Origin of the sequence: Bradyrhizobium sp. STM 3843, from assembly GCF_000239815.1 — a bacterium.
Taxonomy (GTDB): Bacteria; Pseudomonadota; Alphaproteobacteria; order Rhizobiales; family Xanthobacteraceae; genus Bradyrhizobium.
This window is the reverse complement of sequence record NZ_CAFK01000344.1, coordinates 21,900-38,188: the sequence shown is the minus strand read 5'-3', so window position 1 is coordinate 38,188 and position 16,289 is coordinate 21,900. Positions and strand designations below refer to the sequence as shown.

The 16,289-nt window shown below is 64.1% G+C and carries 12 protein-coding genes; 8 read left to right on the top strand and 4 right to left on the bottom strand.

Going from position 1 to position 16,289, the window contains the following annotated elements; genetic code table 11:
- Window positions 1-150: 150 nt before the first annotated feature.
- From BRAS3843_RS37930 to BRAS3843_RS37910, 5 genes are all read left to right on the top strand, one after another.
- Complete coding sequence (locus BRAS3843_RS37930) at window positions 151-876, top strand: thermonuclease family protein (RefSeq protein ID WP_008974602.1); 726 nt, start codon at window positions 151-153, stop codon at window positions 874-876.
- A gap of 131 nt (window positions 877-1,007) precedes the next feature.
- Window positions 1,008-2,213, top strand: coding sequence for an aminotransferase class V-fold PLP-dependent enzyme (locus tag BRAS3843_RS37925; RefSeq protein WP_008974601.1), 1,206 nt, complete (start codon window positions 1,008-1,010; stop codon window positions 2,211-2,213).
- A 9-nt stretch (window positions 2,214-2,222) separates the two neighbouring features.
- On the top strand, window positions 2,223-4,322 hold the full coding sequence (locus BRAS3843_RS37920; RefSeq protein WP_008974600.1) for a S9 family peptidase: 2,100 nt from the start codon (window positions 2,223-2,225) through the stop codon (window positions 4,320-4,322).
- Between the two features lie 14 nt (window positions 4,323-4,336).
- Window positions 4,337-5,038 carry a 2-phosphosulfolactate phosphatase gene (locus BRAS3843_RS37915; protein ID WP_008974599.1) on the top strand — a complete coding sequence of 234 codons (702 nt, stop codon included), beginning with the start codon at window positions 4,337-4,339 and terminating at the stop codon, window positions 5,036-5,038.
- 48 nt (window positions 5,039-5,086) lie between these two features.
- Window positions 5,087-5,647, top strand: coding sequence for a flavin reductase family protein (locus tag BRAS3843_RS37910; RefSeq protein WP_008974598.1), 561 nt, complete (start codon window positions 5,087-5,089; stop codon window positions 5,645-5,647).
- Between the two features lie 408 nt (window positions 5,648-6,055).
- Here BRAS3843_RS37910 and BRAS3843_RS37905 read toward each other — a convergent pair whose 3' ends face one another.
- Together BRAS3843_RS37905 and araD are read right to left on the bottom strand one after the other, a co-directional pair.
- Window positions 6,056-6,775 (bottom strand): ribonuclease activity regulator RraA, encoded by a 720-nt coding sequence (locus tag BRAS3843_RS37905; protein WP_008974597.1) that lies wholly within the window; start codon window positions 6,773-6,775, stop codon window positions 6,056-6,058.
- 204 nt (window positions 6,776-6,979) lie between these two features.
- Entirely contained in the window at window positions 6,980-8,719 is a 1,740-nt protein-coding gene (gene araD / locus BRAS3843_RS37900) for an L-arabinonate dehydratase (protein ID WP_008974596.1), read from the bottom strand.
- Window positions 8,720-8,840: 121 nt separating this feature from the next.
- Here araD and BRAS3843_RS37895 point away from each other — a divergent pair, with 121 nt between their 5' ends.
- The 3 genes from BRAS3843_RS37895 (at window position 8,841) to BRAS3843_RS37885 (ending at window position 13,897) form a co-directional block, all read left to right on the top strand.
- Entirely contained in the window at window positions 8,841-9,557 is a 717-nt protein-coding gene (locus BRAS3843_RS37895; protein ID WP_008974595.1) for a GntR family transcriptional regulator, read from the top strand.
- Window positions 9,558-9,867: 310 nt separating this feature from the next.
- Window positions 9,868-10,302 (top strand): response regulator, encoded by a 435-nt coding sequence (locus tag BRAS3843_RS37890; protein WP_008974593.1) that lies wholly within the window; start codon window positions 9,868-9,870, stop codon window positions 10,300-10,302.
- Window positions 10,283-13,897 carry a PAS domain S-box protein gene (locus tag BRAS3843_RS37885; RefSeq protein WP_008974592.1) on the top strand — a complete coding sequence of 1,205 codons (3,615 nt, stop codon included), beginning with the start codon at window positions 10,283-10,285 and terminating at the stop codon, window positions 13,895-13,897. Before BRAS3843_RS37890 ends, BRAS3843_RS37885 begins: the two co-directional genes overlap by 20 nt.
- Before the next feature lie 45 nt (window positions 13,898-13,942).
- Here BRAS3843_RS37885 and BRAS3843_RS37880 read toward each other — a convergent pair whose 3' ends face one another.
- Window positions 13,943-14,578 (bottom strand): response regulator, encoded by a 636-nt coding sequence (locus BRAS3843_RS37880; protein WP_008974591.1) that lies wholly within the window; start codon window positions 14,576-14,578, stop codon window positions 13,943-13,945.
- Window positions 14,579-15,174: 596 nt separating this feature from the next.
- Window positions 15,175-16,245 carry an FAD-dependent oxidoreductase gene (locus BRAS3843_RS37875; RefSeq protein WP_008974590.1) on the bottom strand — a complete coding sequence of 357 codons (1,071 nt, stop codon included), beginning with the start codon at window positions 16,243-16,245 and terminating at the stop codon, window positions 15,175-15,177.
- Window positions 16,246-16,289: the final 44 nt, after the last annotated feature.

Below are 16,289 nucleotides of genomic sequence, written 5' to 3'. Positions count from 1 at the left end.
ACACCGGCGCCCATCGGGTTCAGCCTACTCCGCGCATCCCATGTGGCATCGCGCGAAGTTGAGGGGCGGCGCCGACAACAGGCTGGTGTACCGGGCGGAACCGCATACAATTGGGCTCCGCGACACCATTCGGGATGCACGGCGCCGTTCATGTTGATGAAGACCATTATTGCTTTGCTGCTTGTTCTATTTCCCTCGCTGGCCATCGCCGCCGATCTCACCGGCGTGCCCAAGATCCGCCAGGCCGACCTGGTCCAGATCGGCAATACCCGCATCCGTCTCGGCGGCATCGACGCCCCCTCCGTCGATCAGCTCTGCATCAACAACCATAGCGAGCGCTGGACCTGTGGCGTGGCCGCCCGCGACGAGCTGATCAAGCATGTCGGCGACAAGAGCTGGACCTGCCATCCACGCTCGATCGACCGCCGGGGACGCCAGATCGCACGTTGCGAGGTCGACGGCGAGGATATCCAGAAATGGCTGGTCGCGAACGGCTGGGCGCTGGCCTACGCCCGCCTTTCCAAGGACTATGAGGCGGACGAGCAGGCCGCGCGCGAGGCCAAGGCCGGCATGTGGCAGGGCGCCTTCATCGCGCCGTGGGACTGGCGCGTGCGCAACAAGAAGACCACCATCCTCGGCGCCACCAAGCCGCCGGAAAATGCCAGCGCCGTGTTGCTCGCCTCCGCCTCCGGGCCGGTGGCGCCGTCGCCCGACTGCACCATCAAGGGCAATGTCAACAGCGCCGGCGAATGCATCTATCACACGCCGACGAGCCGCTGGTATTCGCAGATCAAGATGCGGATCGCCAAGGGCACGCGCTGGTTCTGCTCGGTCGAAGAGGCGGAAGCCGCCGGTTGCCGCGAGACGCGACGCTAGCGCGCGATCGAATGCCAGCCCCCCGGCATCTCCGGCTTTTCTTGGCGTGCTGCGCCGCGTAAAACGCTCCCGGCCCTGCCGGGTTTGAAGGGCCCCACAGATCCGTCACCATAGTTCCAAGGACACTTGCAATGACCGTTCGCGCGGGCCGGGAGTTTCTGGCCATCCCCGGACCCACCACGATGCCCGACGAGGTGCTGCAGGCCATGCACCGTCCGGCGCTCGACATCTATTCCAAGCAGATGGTCGATCTGACCGACAGCCTGATGGCCGATCTGGGAAAACTGTTCGCCACCACGGGCAAGACCTACATCTACATCGCCAACGGCCACGGCGCCTGGGAGGCGGTGCTCTCCAACGTGCTGTCGCGGGGCGACAAGCTGCTGGTGCTGGAGAGCGGCCGCTTTGCGATCGGCTGGGGTCAGGCGGCGCGCGCCATGGGCGCCGAGGTCGAAGTGCTGCGCGGTGACTGGCGTCGCGCGGTGCGGCCGGCCGAAGTGGAAGCGCGGCTGCGCGCCGACCGCGAGCACACCATCAAGGCAATCGTGGTGGCGCAGGTCGACACCGCCTCGGGCGTCGCCAACGATATCGAGGCGATCGGCAAGGCGATCAAGGCGACCGGCCATCCGGCGCTGTACATGGTGGATACGGTGGCGTCGCTCGGCTGCATGCCGTTCGAGATGGACAAATGGGGCATCGACGTCGCGATGTCCGGCTCGCAGAAGGGGCTGATGACGCCGCCGGGCCTCGGCTTCGTTGCCGCCAACGCCCGCGCGCTCGAAGCGCACAAAACGGCCGGTCTGCGCACGCCCTATTGGGACTGGAGCGAGCGCGAGGGTATCGAGCATTACCGCAAATATGGCGGCACCGCGCCGGTGCATCTGTTGTTCGCGCTGCGCCAGGCGATCGACATGTTGTTTGCCGAAGGGCTCGAACACGCGTTCCGCCGCCACCGTCTGCTCGGCGAAGCCGTGCGGCGCGCTGTCAATGTCTGGAGCGAAGGCCAGGTGCTGGGCTTCAACATCGCCGAACCCTCCGAGCGGTCGAACACCGTGACCACTGTGCTGGTCGGCGGCGGCCACGATCCCGCGGTGCTGCAGCGCTATTGCAAGGAACAGTGCGGTGTCGTGCTCGGTGTCGGCATCGGTGACCTGCAGGGCAAGGCCTTCCGCATCGCCCATATGGGCCATGTCAACGCACCGATGGTGTTGGGAACGCTCGGCGTGATCGAAATGGCGCTGATTGCGTTGAAGATGCCGCATGGCAGAGGCGGCCTCGATGCCGCGATCCAATGGCTCGGCGAAAATGTCGGCCCGTCGGGCGAAAGCCCGCTGTAAAGGGAACAGATGAGCACCAAGACCGAACAGGCGCCGGTGGCGCCACGCCGCCCGCATTCCTTCACCCGCCACGGCATCACCGTCCAGGATGATTATGCCTGGCTGAAGGACGAGAACTGGCAGGAGGTGCTGCACGATCCTTCGCAGCTCGATGCTGATATCCGCAGCTATCTCGAGGCGGAAAACGCCTATGCGGAGGGGGTGCTCGGTCACACCGCAACGCTGCAGAAGACGCTGGTCGCGGAGATGCGCGGCCGCATCAAGGAGGACGACTCCTCGGTGCCGTCGCCCGATGGCGCTTACGCCTATTTCCGCAAATTTCGCGAAGGTGGCCAGCACGAATTGTTCTGCCGCATGCCGCGCAACGGGGGCGCCGAGACGATCGGACTTGACGGCGATGAGCTCGCCAAGGGCCACGACTATTTCAAGTTCGGCGGCAGCCGCCACTCCTATGATCACAAGCTCGTGGCCTGGAGCGCGGACACCAAGGGCTCGGAATATTTTGCGATCCGGATCCGCGACTGGGAGTCGGCCACGGATCACAAAGACATCGTCGAGGAGACCGACGGCGGCGTGGTCTGGGCGCTGAACTGCAAGAGCTTCTTCTACGTCAAGCTCGATGACAATCATCGTCCGATGCAGGTATGGCGCCATCGGCTCGGCACGCCGCAGGACCAGGACGTCCTGGTCTATGAGGAGCACGACACCGGCTGGTTCACCCATGTGCATGAATCGACCTCCGGCCGGTTCTGCGTTATCGCTGGCGGCGATCACGAGACCTCCGAGCAGCGGCTGATCGACCTCGCCAATCCCGAGGCGCCGCCGCGCCTGATCGCGGCGCGCCAGAACGGCGTGCAATATTCGATCGCCGATCGCGGCGAAGAGCTGTTCATCCTGACCAATGCCGACGATGCGATCGACTTCAAGATCGTGACGGCGCCACTTGCCTCGCCGGAGCGGAGCAATTGGCGCGACCTGATCCCGCATCGCGCCGGCGTCTACGTGCTCGATCACGATCTTTATGCCGGACATCTGGTGCGGCTGGAGCGCGCCAACGCGCTGCCGTCGATCGTGATCCGCGATCTCACAAGCGGCGAAGAGCACGCGATCGCCTTCGATGAAGCGGCCTATTCGCTCGATGCGATGGGCTCCTACGAGTTCGACACTACCACGCTTCGCTTCTCCTATTCGTCGATGACCACGCCGTCGGAAGTCTATGATTACGACATGGTCACGCGCGAGCGCAGCTTGCGCAAGCGCCAGGAGATCCCGTCGGGACACAATCCGGCCGACTACGTCACCACACGCATCATGGCGAAGGCGCCTGACGACGCCGAAGTGCCGATCTCGCTGTTGCATCGGCGCGATTTCGTGCAGGACGGCAAGGCGCCGCTGCTGCTGTACGGCTACGGCTCCTATGGCCACGCGATTCCGGCATCCTTCAACGCCAACCGTCTCTCGCTGGTCGATCGCGGCTTCGTCTATGCCATTGCCCACATCCGCGGTGGCACCGACAAGGGCTGGGGCTGGTATCTCGACGGCAAGCGCGAGAAGAAGACCAACAGCTTCGACGACTTTGCCGCCTGTGCCCGCGCGCTGATCGCAACAAACTACACCGGCGAGAAGCGCATCGTCGGCCATGGCGGCAGCGCCGGCGGCATGCTGATGGGCGCGGTTGCCAACCGCGCCGGCGAACTCTTCGCCGGCATCGTCGCCGAGGTGCCGTTCGTCGACGTGCTCAACACCATGCTCGACGACACGCTGCCGCTGACCCCGCCCGAATGGCCGGAATGGGGCAACCCGATCGAGAGCGAGCAGGATTTCCGCACCATCCTGTCCTATTCGCCTTACGACAAAGTCGCCGCAAAACCTTATCCCGCCATTCTCGCCATGGCCGGCCTCACCGACCCCCGCGTCACCTATTGGGAGCCGGCAAAATGGATCGCGCGGCTACGCGCCACCATGACATCAGGCGGGCCAGTGCTGCTGCGCACCAATATGGGCGCCGGCCATGGCGGCGCGTCCGGCCGCTTCAACCGGCTCGATGAGGTCGCGATCGTCTACGCTTTCGCATTGTGGGCGGTGGGATTGACCGACCGCAACGCCTGATGCGCGGAGGGACCATGGACATCCGCATCGACAGCCTGCTTGGCGGTGCCGAACGCGCGCAAGGTGCGGTCATCATCATCGACGTGTTCCGCGCCTTCACCACGGCTGCCGTGGCGCTCGCGCGAGGCGCTGCGAAGATCATCATGGTCGGTACCGTCGAGGAAGCGCTCAGATTACGCGACGCCGGCCTCGGCCAGATCTGCATGGGCGAAGTCGGCGGCCATAAACCCGACGGCTTCGATCTCGGCAATTCACCGTTCGATGCCTCGCAGGCGCTGCTCGATGGAACAACAGTCATCCAGCGCACCAGCGCCGGCACCCAGGGCATCGTCGCGGCCAAACAGGCGACGCAGCTCTATGCGGGATCATTGGTCACGGCGAAGGCAACCGCGCGTGCCGTCTCGAAACATACGCCGGAGCAGGTCTCGCTGGTGGCAATGGGCCTGAACGGCGAGACCCGGACCGACGAGGACGAGCTCTGCGCCATCCACCTGCGCAACCTGCTGCAGGGCAGGCCAGGCTGCATCGCCGGCACGCGCAATGTCATTCTGGCGGGCCCGCAGATCCCGGACTTTCGCGATCCGGCCAAGCCGCACCTGCATCCCGAAGATCTCGACATCGCCATCGACATCGACCGCTACGATTTCGCGGTGCGCATCACGAAGGAAGACGGCCGTCTGGTGGCGCGGAGAGAACTTCCCCACTCAGCAGGTTGATGAGGTTTTCGCTGCCTGCGGAGGATTGAGGCGCGAAAAATAGATCGCATGTCGGCCTATCGCAAAGCTGATTTCCCAGTTCACAATGTGCGGCGCTTCCTCGAGCCCGGACCAATCGTGCTGGTCAGTTCGGCCCATAGGGAGCAGATCAACATCATGACCATGGGCTGGCAAATGATGATGGAATTTCAACCGTCACTGATCGGCTGCTGCATTTCGTCGGCCAATTACAGCTTTGACCTTGTGCGCAAGAGCCGGCAATGCCTAATCAACCTGCCGACGACCGATCTTGCCGAGAAGGTTGTCCGCATCGGCAATTCGTCCGGCCGGGACATCGACAAGTTCACTGCGTTCGATTTGACCGCCGAGCGCGCTCAGACGGTCGCCGCACCGCTGATCGCGGAATGCTACGCCAATTTCGAATGCCGATTGGTCGATACGAGCTGGGTCACGAAGTACAATGTCTTCGTGTTCGAGGTGGTGAAGGCGCATGTCGCGACCAAGCCCAAAACGCCGAAGACGATCCATTATCGCGGCGACGGCGAGTTCATGATCTCGGGCAAGGAGACGCGGAAGTTCCGCAAGCTGTTCCGACCGGAGATGTTGTGAGCGACGCCGGGTGCGCCCAAGTTAACACCAGCACCGCTGTCGTCCCCGCGAAAGCGGGGACCCATAACCGCAGTCGGCTGTGATTGAGCGGGATGGAGCGGCGTTCTTCGCGACAACAAAGTCCTGTGGTTATGGGTCCCGGGTCTGCGCGCGCAAGAGCGCGCTTGTCCGGGACGACAGGGAACGTGTGGCGAGCTATCGTCCGTTCTTCTTCCGCCACTGCTGAGGCGCGCTCAAGCTAGCACCAGCACCGCTGTCGTCCCCGCGAAAGCGGGGACCCATAACCACGATCGGCTGTGATTGAGCGGGATGGAGCGGCGTTCTTCGCGACAACAAAGCCCTGGGGTTATGGGTCCCGGGTCTGCGCGCGCAAGGGCGCGCTTGCCCGGGACGACAGTGGAGTAAGTGCTATCGACCGTTCTTCTTCCGCCACTCTGCAAAATCAGTCGGCGTCTGCGGGTCCGTCGCGGGATAGAGGCCCATGATCGAGCGGCCTCTGGCAACCTCTTCCGCGACGAAATCCTCGAACGCGGTCATCTCGAAGGTCTCGTCGGCGATCTCGTCAGCCAGGTGGGCGGGGATGACGATGACGCCGTCGGCATCGCCGAGGATCACGTCGCCGGGAAACACCGGCGCGTCGCCGCAGGCGATCGGCCCGTTGATCTCGATCGCATGGTGCAGCGTGAGGTTGGTCGGTGCACTCGGCCGCTGGTGGAAGGCTGGAATACCGAGCCTGGCGATCTCGGCGGAGTCGCGAAAACCGCCGTCGGTGACGACGCCGGCGACGCCGCGCTGCTGCAGACGGCTCACCAGGATCGCTCCTGCTGACGCTGCCCGAGCGTCCTTGCGGCTGTCCATCACCAGCACCGCCCCCGGCGGACAATCCTCGACGGCCTTGCGCTGCGGATGGCTGCGATCGCGAAATACATCGATGGTGTTGAGATCCTCGCGCGCCGGGATGTAGCGCAGCGTGAAGGCCTCGCCGACCATGGTCGGCTGCTCCGGGCTCAAGGGATGGACGTTCTGGATGCACTGGACGCGCAGGCCGCGCTTGAACAGCGCGGTCGCGACGGTTGCAGTCGAGACGGTCTTGAGTTTGTTGCGGGTGCTGTCGCTGAGTCTGGTCATCCGGGTGCTCGCAGTTCTCCCCTCCCCCTTGCGGGGAGGGGTAGGGGGTGGGGGTCCACATCAATGGTGTCGCTTGGGGTTACCCGCTCCCCGCCCCTCCCCCACAAGGGGAGAGGGAGCGCACCTGTGTCGCGGTGATATATTGGGTTGTCAAATCTCGAGGTTCCGGGTTCGGGCTTCGCCTGCCCCGGAATGACAGTTGAACTAATAAATCGCCGGCTCGCCGATCGGGGCGCCGAAGCCGGTTTCCAGGAAGTCGAAGTCGCAGCCGTCATTGGCCTGCTTGATATGGCGGGCGAACATCCAGCCATAGCCGCGCTCGAAACGCGGCGCCGGCGGTGTCCATGCAGCCCGCCGGCGTGCCAGCTCTTCCTCGGGCACATCCAGATTGATGCTACGCGCGGCAACGTCGAGCGTGATGAGATCGCCATTCTTCACCAGCGCCAGGGGACCGCCGACATGGGATTCCGGCGCGACATGCAGAATGCAGGCGCCGTAGCTGGTGCCGCTCATGCGGGCGTCCGACAGCCGCACCATGTCGCGCACGCCCTGCTTCACGAGCTTGGTCGGGATCGGCAGCATGCCCCATTCCGGCATGCCCGGACCGCCTTGGGGCCCGGCATTGCGCAGGATCAGCACGTGATCCGCGGTCACGTCGAGATCGGGATCGTCGATCGCCTTCTTCATCGACGGATAGTCGTCGAACACCAGCGCCGGCCCGGTATGCTTGAGAAAGCGCGGATCGCAGGCGGACGGCTTGATGACGCAGCCGTCGGGCGCAAGATTGCCCTTCAGCACCGCGAGCGCGCCTTCCCGGTAGATCGGGTTCGACGCTGGACGGATGACGTCGTCATTGTAGACCTCGGCATCGGCGATGTTCTCACCGACAGTGCGGCCGTTCACGGTGAGACAATCGAGATGGAGATGCTCAGCGATGCGGCTCATCAGGCCGCGCAGGCCGCCCGCGTAGTAGAAATCCTCCATCAGATAGGTGTCACCGCTCGGCCGCACATTGGCCAGCACCGGCACCTTGCGGCTGGCCGCTTCGAAATCGTCCAACCCGATATCGGCGCCGGCACGGCGGGCCTGGGCGATGACGTGAATGATGGCATTGGTGGAGCAGCCCATCGCCATCGCCACCGCAATCGCATTCTCGAATGCCGCCCGCGTCTGGATTTTCGCCGGCGTCAGATCGTCCCAGACCATCTCGACGATGCGGCGACCGCACGCCGAGCTCATGCGGATGTGCTCGGCGTCCGCGGCGGGGATCGAGGATGCGCCCGGCAGGGTCATGCCGATCGCCTCAGCAATCGCCGTCATCGTGGACGCCGTGCCCATGGTCATGCAGGTGCCGTGGCTGCGCGCGATGCCGGCCTCCATCGCGTTCCAGTCCGCCTCCGACAACCGACCGGCCCGCCGCTCATCCCAATATTTCCAGGCGTCCGAGCCGGAGCCCAGCGTCTTGCCCTTCCAATTGCCGCGCAGCATCGGCCCGGCCGGCAGATAGATCGCCGGCAGGTTCATGCTGGTGGCGCCCAGCAGCAGCGCCGGCGTGGTCTTGTCGCAGCCGCCCATCAGCACGACGCCGTCGACCGGATGGCTGCGCAACAGCTCCTCGACATCCATCGCCAGCATGTTGCGATAGAGCATCGTGGTCGGCTTCAGCAGCGATTCCGACAGCGACAGCGCCGGCAGCTCGATCGGCAGACCGCCGGCCATCACGACTCCGCGCTTGACGTCGTCGACCCGCGACTTGAAATGCATGTGGCATGGCTGCGCGTCGGACCAGGTATTGACGATCGCGATGACAGGCCGGCCCTTCCACTCCTCCTGGGCGTAGCCCATCTGCATCACGCGCGAGCGATGGCCGAAGGAGCGGAGATCGTCGGGCGCAAACCAGCGCGCACTGCGCAGCTCCTCGGGGCGCTTTCGTTGACTGCTCATGCTTTGGACGTCCTTCCCTGCGCGCCGGGGGTTGCTTGACGCTCCCCTTGCAAATGCACTAATGCATTAGTGCATTTCTGGCAAGCCTGCCTCCCCGGTGCTTTGCGACGATAGCGAAACCATGGCCCCTCCGATCGCCGCATCACGTCCTGCCGCAGTACCGAGCGAACGACTCGATCCGAGTCGCCGGGCAGCCCCACAGGTGTTCGAACGGCTGCGCAGCCTGATCACGACCTTATCGCTGCCGCCGGGCACGCCCCTGTCGCGCGTCGCACTGGCCGCGGAGTTCGGCCTGAGTTCGACACCGATCCGCGATGCGCTGATGCGGCTGGCCGAGGAAGGACTGGTCGACGTATTCCCGCAGCACGCGACGCTGGTGAGCCGGATCGACCTCAGCTCGGCCCAGCAGGCGCATTTCCTGAGACAGGCGCTGGAGCTCGAGATCGTGCGGCTGCTCGCGCAGTCGCCGAGCGCTGCACTCGCGGAGGCGCTGGACGCGCTGATCGGACGTCAGCGACAATTCGCCAAGAATGGCGACCTCGAAGCCTTCATGGCGTCCGACAACGACTTCCATGCGCGGCTCTACGCGGCCGCGGACAAGCAGGATCTCTGGCTGCTCGTGCGCAGCCGCAGCGGCCACATCGATCGCCTGCGCCGCCTGCATTTGCCTTCGGCAGGCAAGGTGCAGGACATCCTGCGCCACCATCGCCTGATCACCAGATCGATCGCCGACGGCAAGCCGGACGAAGCCCAGGCGCATTTGCGCAGCCATCTTTCGGGGACGTTCGGCGACCTCGCCGCGATCCGCAGGACCTATCCGACCTATCTGGCCGAATGACGGCCGGAGCGGGCGAAGTCATCGGGACACGCAAACGGGTATCGTGGTGACTTTTCGCTTAATGGGCTTAGGCGAACATGACGCGTTCCGATCGGACAATTGAGCGTGTCCAGATCGGAACCGCTCACTCCCTTCCGAGAGAGCGCGCCGGAACTCCGTCCGGCGTGAAACCGATGGTTTGCCGGTTTGGCCCCATTAGCCGGGGATCGCTTTGCGCGGCTCGGCTAAATGCTTGCAGCCGGCCGTGAATTGGGCAAAGCTTTGCAACTGCTCGTTGGTGTTGATGCCAGCCGAATCGGGGTTTGAGGCCATGGCAAAGATACTGGTCGTGGACGACGATCCGGTCATTCAACTGACGATCCGTCGCGTCCTGGAGCAGGCCGGACACGCGGTCGTGGTCGCGCAGGACGGCCAAAAAGCATTCTCGAAATTTCGTGCTGAGAATTTCGATCTCCTTGTGCTCGACATTTTCATGCCGGGCATGGATGGGCTGGAGACCATGCGGCTGATCCTGAAGCAGCGTCCGGATGTTCCGATCATCATGACCTCAGGCAGGCCGCAGACACCAGGCTCGATTCCCGAACCCGATTATCTTACCATGGCCATGAAGCTCGGTGCGGTCTCGGCCCTGCCAAAGCCGTTTAAGCCGGCGACGCTGCTGGCCCTGGTTGCCGACGGTCTTGCCTCCGCCAGCCGTGCCGCTGGTCACTCAAAGCCGGGTCCCGATGCTATTTCGAACTCCTGAGGCCAGAATCAGCTCGCCGACTCTGTCAGCGCCTGAAGCGCCCTACCGCTTCGGCGTCCTTGCGGCTTGGCAGCGAATGACCCTGACCACCCGACTTGCGGTCGCGATGATCCTGCTGGTGGCCATCGCCGTGTTTGCGGTCGGCTGGCTGGGCTATCGCAGTCTGGAGCAGGCATTGCTGCCGCGCGCGCTGGATCGGGTCGAGGCGCATGCCCGGCTGATGGCCACCGAACTGGAATCCTATGTGGGTGGCGCGCGCAACGATCTGGCGAGCTACCGCGCCGATCCCAGCATCGCGACACTGATCCGCACCATGATGATTGGCGGGCTCGATCCGCGCGAGGGGCTCTCGGCCCAGTCGTGGCGCGAACGGGTGGCAATGCGCTTCTTCTCCGAGCTGGAAGCCGAGCCGAACTACGCCATGTTCCGCCTGATCGGCCTGGACAACAACCGGCGCGAACTGGTCCGCGTCGACCGGCTCGGGCCGAACAACAGCGTCCGCATCGTGCCCGAGAGCGAGCTGATCGAGCGCGGCGACCGCCCTTATATCGCCGAGACATTGCGCCTCGCGCCCGGGCAGATCCGCATCTCGCCGGTCATTCTGGACGGAAACACGACGGACCCGAAAACCGGTGTTCCCATGCTTTGCGTCGGAACGCCGGTGTTCGCACCGGACGGCAAGCCCTTCGCCATCCTCATGATCGACGTCGACATGCGTCCGATCTTTGCGCAGCTGCGGGCAGCTGCCCGACCGGGAGCGCAGCTCTATGTGGTCAATGCGCGTGGCGACTATCTCTTCCATCCGGAATCGGAGCGCGAATTTGCCTCCAAACGTGGCGGGTCAACCAAATGGCAGGACGACTTTCCCGCGCTGGCCGCGGCCGTCGGCACGAACCAGGTTTCTGCGCAGATCGTCCGTGACGCTCAGGGCCGGCCGGGGGGCATCGCCTTCGCGCCGGCGATGTTGGCCGGCCAGGAATGGGTGGGTGTCATCGAAACCATCCCCAACACCACCTTCATGAGCCCAGCCGTTACGATCCGCAGGACGGCTCTTGAGGTCGGCCTGATCGCGATGCTGTGCGCGGCCGTGCTGGCCTTCCTGGTGGCGCGCTCCCTGACCCGGCCGATCCACCAGCTGACCGCGGCCGTCGAGGGCGTCGGCCGCGGCGAGCCTGTGAGCATTCCCGTCGCTGCCGGCGGAGAGACCGGCGTGCTGGCGCGCGCCTTCGCCCGTGTGCTCGAGGAGGTCAGGTCAAAGACCGCCGAGCTCGAGCGCGAGGTGCAGGAGCATTACCTGACCGAGGCGGCCCGCGACCACTTCGCCGCGCGCGAGCGCCTCTACAGCGCTGCCGTCGAATCCTCCAGCGATGCGATCATCACCAAATCGCTCGACGGCACCATCACCGGCTGGAATCCGGCGGCCCAGCGCGTGTTCGGCTATACGGCCGAGGAGGCCGTTGGGCGCAATACCGATCTGATCGTGCCGACCGACCGGACCGGTGAGCCCCAGGACATCCTGGCGCGGGTCGGCCGCGACGAGCGCATCCAGCAATACGAAACCATCCGTGTGCGCAAGGACGGCACGCCGATCCAGGTGTCGCTCAGCATCGCGCCGATCAAATCACCGACCGGGCAGACCACCGGCGCCGTCATGATCGCGCGCGACATCACCGAGAGCCGCAAGACCGAGCAGGCGCTGCGCCAGCAGACCGAAGAGCGGCGCCGCATCTTCGAAAGCTCGCAAGACCTGATCCTGATCACCGATCGCAAAGGCACGCTGGTTCAGGTCAGCCCAAGCGCGGAAACCATCCTCGGCTATGCTCCGGCGGAGATGATCGGCCGCAGCGGCTCCGAGTTCATCCATCCCGACGACCTGCCGAAGGCCCGCGAGGGAATGCGCGCCTCTCGCCGCGGGCAGCGGCCACGAAGCTCGGACTCCCACTACGTCCACAAGGACGGCCGGATCGTCACCCTCTCATGGACCGCAAGCTGGTCCGAACCGGTGCAGCGCCACTTCTTCATCGGCCGCGACATGACCGAAAGCCGGCTCGCGCAGGATTCCCTGCGCGAGAGTGAGCAGTTGGCCCGCAATATCGTCGAGACCGCGCTCGACGCCTTCGTCCAGATCGATGATAGCGGCAGCATCCTCAACTGGAACTCACAGGCGGAGAAGATCTTCGGCTGGCCGCGCGAGGAAATTCTGGGCAAGGACGTCTTCGAGCTGATCTCCGTGGAGCAGGATCGCGACGAGCTCAAGGCCGCGCTCGGGCGCGTCCTGCTGACCGGTGCAAGCGACGGATTGGGAAGCGGCCAGCGTCATGAGATCATGGTCCGCCGCCGCGACGGCCGCGAATTCAAGGCGGAGCTGAGCGTCACGGCGCTGAAGACCCGTAACGGCTTCGTCTTCAACGGCTTCTTCCGCGACCTCACCGACAAGGTCGCCGCGGAGGAACGGATTCGCCAATCCGAGAAGATGGAGGCGATCGGCCAGCTCACCGGCGGCATTGCGCACGACTTCAACAACATCCTGACCGTCATCACCGGCACCATCGAGATCCTTGCCGGCGCCGTCGCCAAGGAGCCGCAGCTCGCCGCGATCACCAAAATGATCGACGAAGCGGCGGGACGGGGTGCAGCCCTTACCCAGCATCTGCTCGCCTTCGCGCGGCGGCAGCCGCTGCAACCGCGCGAGATCGACATCAATACGTTGATGATCGACACCGCCAAGCTGCTTCGGCCGACGCTGGGCGAGCAGATCGAAATCGAATCGGTGTTCAATGACGAGAGCTGCATCGCTCATGTCGATCCCAACCAGCTCGCCACGGCCGTCATCAATCTGGCGCTCAACGCGCGCGACGCGATGCCGGATGGCGGCAAGTTGATCCTTGAGACCGGCTGGGCCGATCTCGATGAAAACTACACCAATCTCTACGACGACGTCCGGCCCGGGCGTTATGCGATGATCGCCGTCAGCGACAGCGGCACGGGCATCCCGACGGCCATTATGGACAAGGTCTTCAACCCCTTCTTCACGTCGAAAGGACCCGGAAAGGGGACCGGCCTCGGACTTTCGATGGTTTACGGTTTCGTGAAGCAATCGGCCGGGCATATCAGGATCTACAGCGAGGAAGGTCACGGCACCACGATCAGGATGTATCTGCCGCCAGGCCGCAGCGGCGCCGTGGCTTCCGCTGCGGCCTCGGCCGTTCCGATCGAAGGTGGCGATGAGACGATCCTCGTGGTCGAGGACGACCGTCTGGTGCGCGGCTACGTACTCGCGCAACTGCATTCGCTGGGCTATGCCACGCTGGAGGCTGCGAATGCGAATGAAGCGCTGGCCATCGCGCGATCGGATGCGCCGTTCGAGCTCCTGTTCACCGACATCATCATGCCCGGCTTCATGAACGGGCGGCAGCTCGCGTCCGCAATCCAGCGCATCCGGCCAGGTCAGAAGGTGCTGTTTACCTCCGGCTACACCGAGAACGCGATTGTCCATCACGGCCGGCTGGAGTCCGGGATCCTCCTGCTCGCCAAACCCTATCGCAAGTCGGAGCTCGCCAGACTGATTCGCACGGCACTTGCCGCCGAGGCCTGAGCAAGCTTGCTGCGGCGCCACGCAGGGCGCCCACTCCTGCTGCGGTCAGGATGCGCGTGAGGCCGTCATGACAATGCGGATCAAGTCCGCGGCATTTCGGGCGCCGAGCTTCTTCATGATGTTGGCGCGATGGTCCTCGATCGTGCGCGGGCTGATCCCGAGCGAGCGGCCGGCTTCCTTGTTCGAAGCGCCGGCGGTGAATTGCTCCAGCACTTCACGCTCACGCCGCGTCAGCGGCTCCCGACCGGGGAAATGCAACGAGCCGATCTTGGGCGCCGCATTCTCCTTTTGCCGGCGCGCAAAGGCGCCGATCGCCTCGTTCAGCCGCGCGACGATCTCGCTGCCGCGAAACGGCTTCTCGATGAAGTCGAGCGCGCCGTACTTGATGGCGTTCACCGCCATCGGAATGTCGCCTTGCCCGGAAATCATGAAGATCGGCGCCGGATAATCCTCGCCGTGGAGCTCTCGCAGGATGTCGAGCCCGGATTTCCCGGGGATATGCACATCCAGCAGAATGCAGGCCGGCGTCCTCGTTCGCGCCACCGCCAATAACGCGGCTCCGTCCGCAAAACAGATCACGTCATAGCCGCCGGCCGACAAGACCATCGAGAGGGTGTCACGCACGGCAGGGTCGTCATCGACGACGAAAATCTCACCCCGGGAAGTTGTTTGTTCGGCCATGTGCGATCACTCATGCGTCGAGAGCAAAAATAATGGAAGCACGCCTTAGGATACCATAGTCGCTGGACATTTTGAGCACCCCGTATTTGTACGGTTGATGACCTTAACCCACAAGTAGTAGCCGGCGCTCGACAAGCGCTGTGGGGGACCAGCAATGCTGGGAACCGTCGGAGCATCCAACACGTTCGCACCAGCATGAGCATGGTCGAGGCCAAACTCGACTGCGCATGCTCGGATGATCCCAACGAGAACGACACGTTCTTTCATCCTTGATGATGTCACGCCGCGATATTTAAAATTGCGCCGCGTTCTCGATGCAGTCAACACCAGTCTCCAAGACGCGTTGCACGATCGCTGAGCAAGGCAGTCCGAAAGGACACCGGGCCTGACTATTCGATTGAATGGGCTGACGCGTCTTCGCAGCTCGAAGCCGCTCGCAGGCGGTTGCTCGCGCGCTGATCGGCCCAAGATGAATCGCCGGGCTCGATTGCGCCCGATGCGGTGCACAAACGACATTTCAATTCTCGCGGAATCCGACAGCGGTGCAAGCAGCATCGTGGGGTTCCAGATTGGATATGCCAAGCCGTCGCAGCCATTCAAACCTCGGCCGGGTTGACGATCGGTGCATGATCCGGATGATGGATATGATTGTCCGGGAGCGGCTTCTTGACAGCCTTGCCGAACAACGACGCGATGTGGCGAACGAGGTCCTGACAGATTGCCTTGTCCGCGATCTCGTTGTTCACCCCGACCTCGAATGTCCCGCCGATCACGACATGATCATCGCGCGGAAACAGATAGCCACTCTGACCATAAAGATATGTCAGGCCCGGCTGGGGCGGCAGCATTGCAAGTTGTCCCTTGATCGGCGCCATCTTCGTGTCGCCCCAGAGCGTCATGGCCCCAAGTCCGGTGCAGTTGACGATGATGCCCTCGGCCAAGTCGAACACGGCCGATTTGTTGGCGAACGTCTTCTTCACGATAGGCACGCCGCGCGCCTGCAAATCCGTTTGCAGCTTCGACAAGAAAGCCGGCGGCTCGATCAGGAGCGTTTGATACACAAAGCCGGAATGCGTGTGCCCCTCGAACGGCAAGCGCGGCAGCGCCCTCGGCGCTGGAATGAGGCCGGGCGCGAGCTTGAGCACGACATCCATATTGTGCGAGCGGGTCGCAGTGTAGTTCGGCCGTTCGTAGACGCCAAAGCCCTTGCCGATACTTTGCTTGAAAGTGGTGTAGGCGATCCGGACGATATCGGCGAGCTCGCCCTCCTTGCCCTGAAACTCCACCACCGAAACCGCCCATTGGCCGCCCGCTTTATGGGACGTCGTTTCCGATGGTGCGCGATCGGCATAGATCGTCACGGGGGCGCCGAATTCGCTCAGCATGGTTGCCGCGGTCAAGCCCATGACCCCCGCACCAAGCACGGCAACGTGGCTCTGGCCGGAGGCGGCAAGACGCGCCCTGACCAGGTCGCGCACCTTGGCCGCGCAGCCCCAGCTCAAGGTGATGCCGGCGCCGCCATGTCCATAATTGTGAACGATGAATTTACTCCCGATCGCTTCGGCTTCGAGGCGGTAGCTGCCGTTGCGGTAGGGCCGGACGCCGGCAACGCAAGCGCCCGTCGCGCTGGGATCGAAACTGAAGTCAGGCGTGGGCAGATCGGCCATGGCAATGCATCCTTCCCGATCGCAATCGCGCGAGACGACCCCTC

What these genes read in the sequence shown, in the direction of transcription:
- BRAS3843_RS37930 (WP_008974602.1), top strand. Translation starts at nt 151, where the DNA reads ATGTTGATGAAGACCATTATTGCTTTGCTGCTTGTTCTATTTCCCTCG.
- BRAS3843_RS37925 (WP_008974601.1), top strand. Translation starts at nt 1,008, where the DNA reads ATGACCGTTCGCGCGGGCCGGGAGTTTCTGGCCATCCCCGGACCCACC.
- BRAS3843_RS37920 (WP_008974600.1), top strand. Translation starts at nt 2,223, where the DNA reads ATGAGCACCAAGACCGAACAGGCGCCGGTGGCGCCACGCCGCCCGCAT.
- BRAS3843_RS37915 (WP_008974599.1), top strand. Translation starts at nt 4,337, where the DNA reads ATGGACATCCGCATCGACAGCCTGCTTGGCGGTGCCGAACGCGCGCAA.
- BRAS3843_RS37910 (WP_008974598.1), top strand. Translation starts at nt 5,087, where the DNA reads ATGTCGGCCTATCGCAAAGCTGATTTCCCAGTTCACAATGTGCGGCGC.
- BRAS3843_RS37905 (WP_008974597.1), bottom strand. Translation starts at nt 6,775, where the DNA reads ATGACCAGACTCAGCGACAGCACCCGCAACAAACTCAAGACCGTCTCG.
- araD (WP_008974596.1), bottom strand. Translation starts at nt 8,719, where the DNA reads ATGAGCAGTCAACGAAAGCGCCCCGAGGAGCTGCGCAGTGCGCGCTGG.
- BRAS3843_RS37895 (WP_008974595.1), top strand. Translation starts at nt 8,841, where the DNA reads ATGGCCCCTCCGATCGCCGCATCACGTCCTGCCGCAGTACCGAGCGAA.
- BRAS3843_RS37890 (WP_008974593.1), top strand. Translation starts at nt 9,868, where the DNA reads ATGGCAAAGATACTGGTCGTGGACGACGATCCGGTCATTCAACTGACG.
- BRAS3843_RS37885 (WP_008974592.1), top strand. Translation starts at nt 10,283, where the DNA reads ATGCTATTTCGAACTCCTGAGGCCAGAATCAGCTCGCCGACTCTGTCA.
- BRAS3843_RS37880 (WP_008974591.1), bottom strand. Translation starts at nt 14,578, where the DNA reads ATGGCCGAACAAACAACTTCCCGGGGTGAGATTTTCGTCGTCGATGAC.
- BRAS3843_RS37875 (WP_008974590.1), bottom strand. Translation starts at nt 16,245, where the DNA reads ATGGCCGATCTGCCCACGCCTGACTTCAGTTTCGATCCCAGCGCGACG.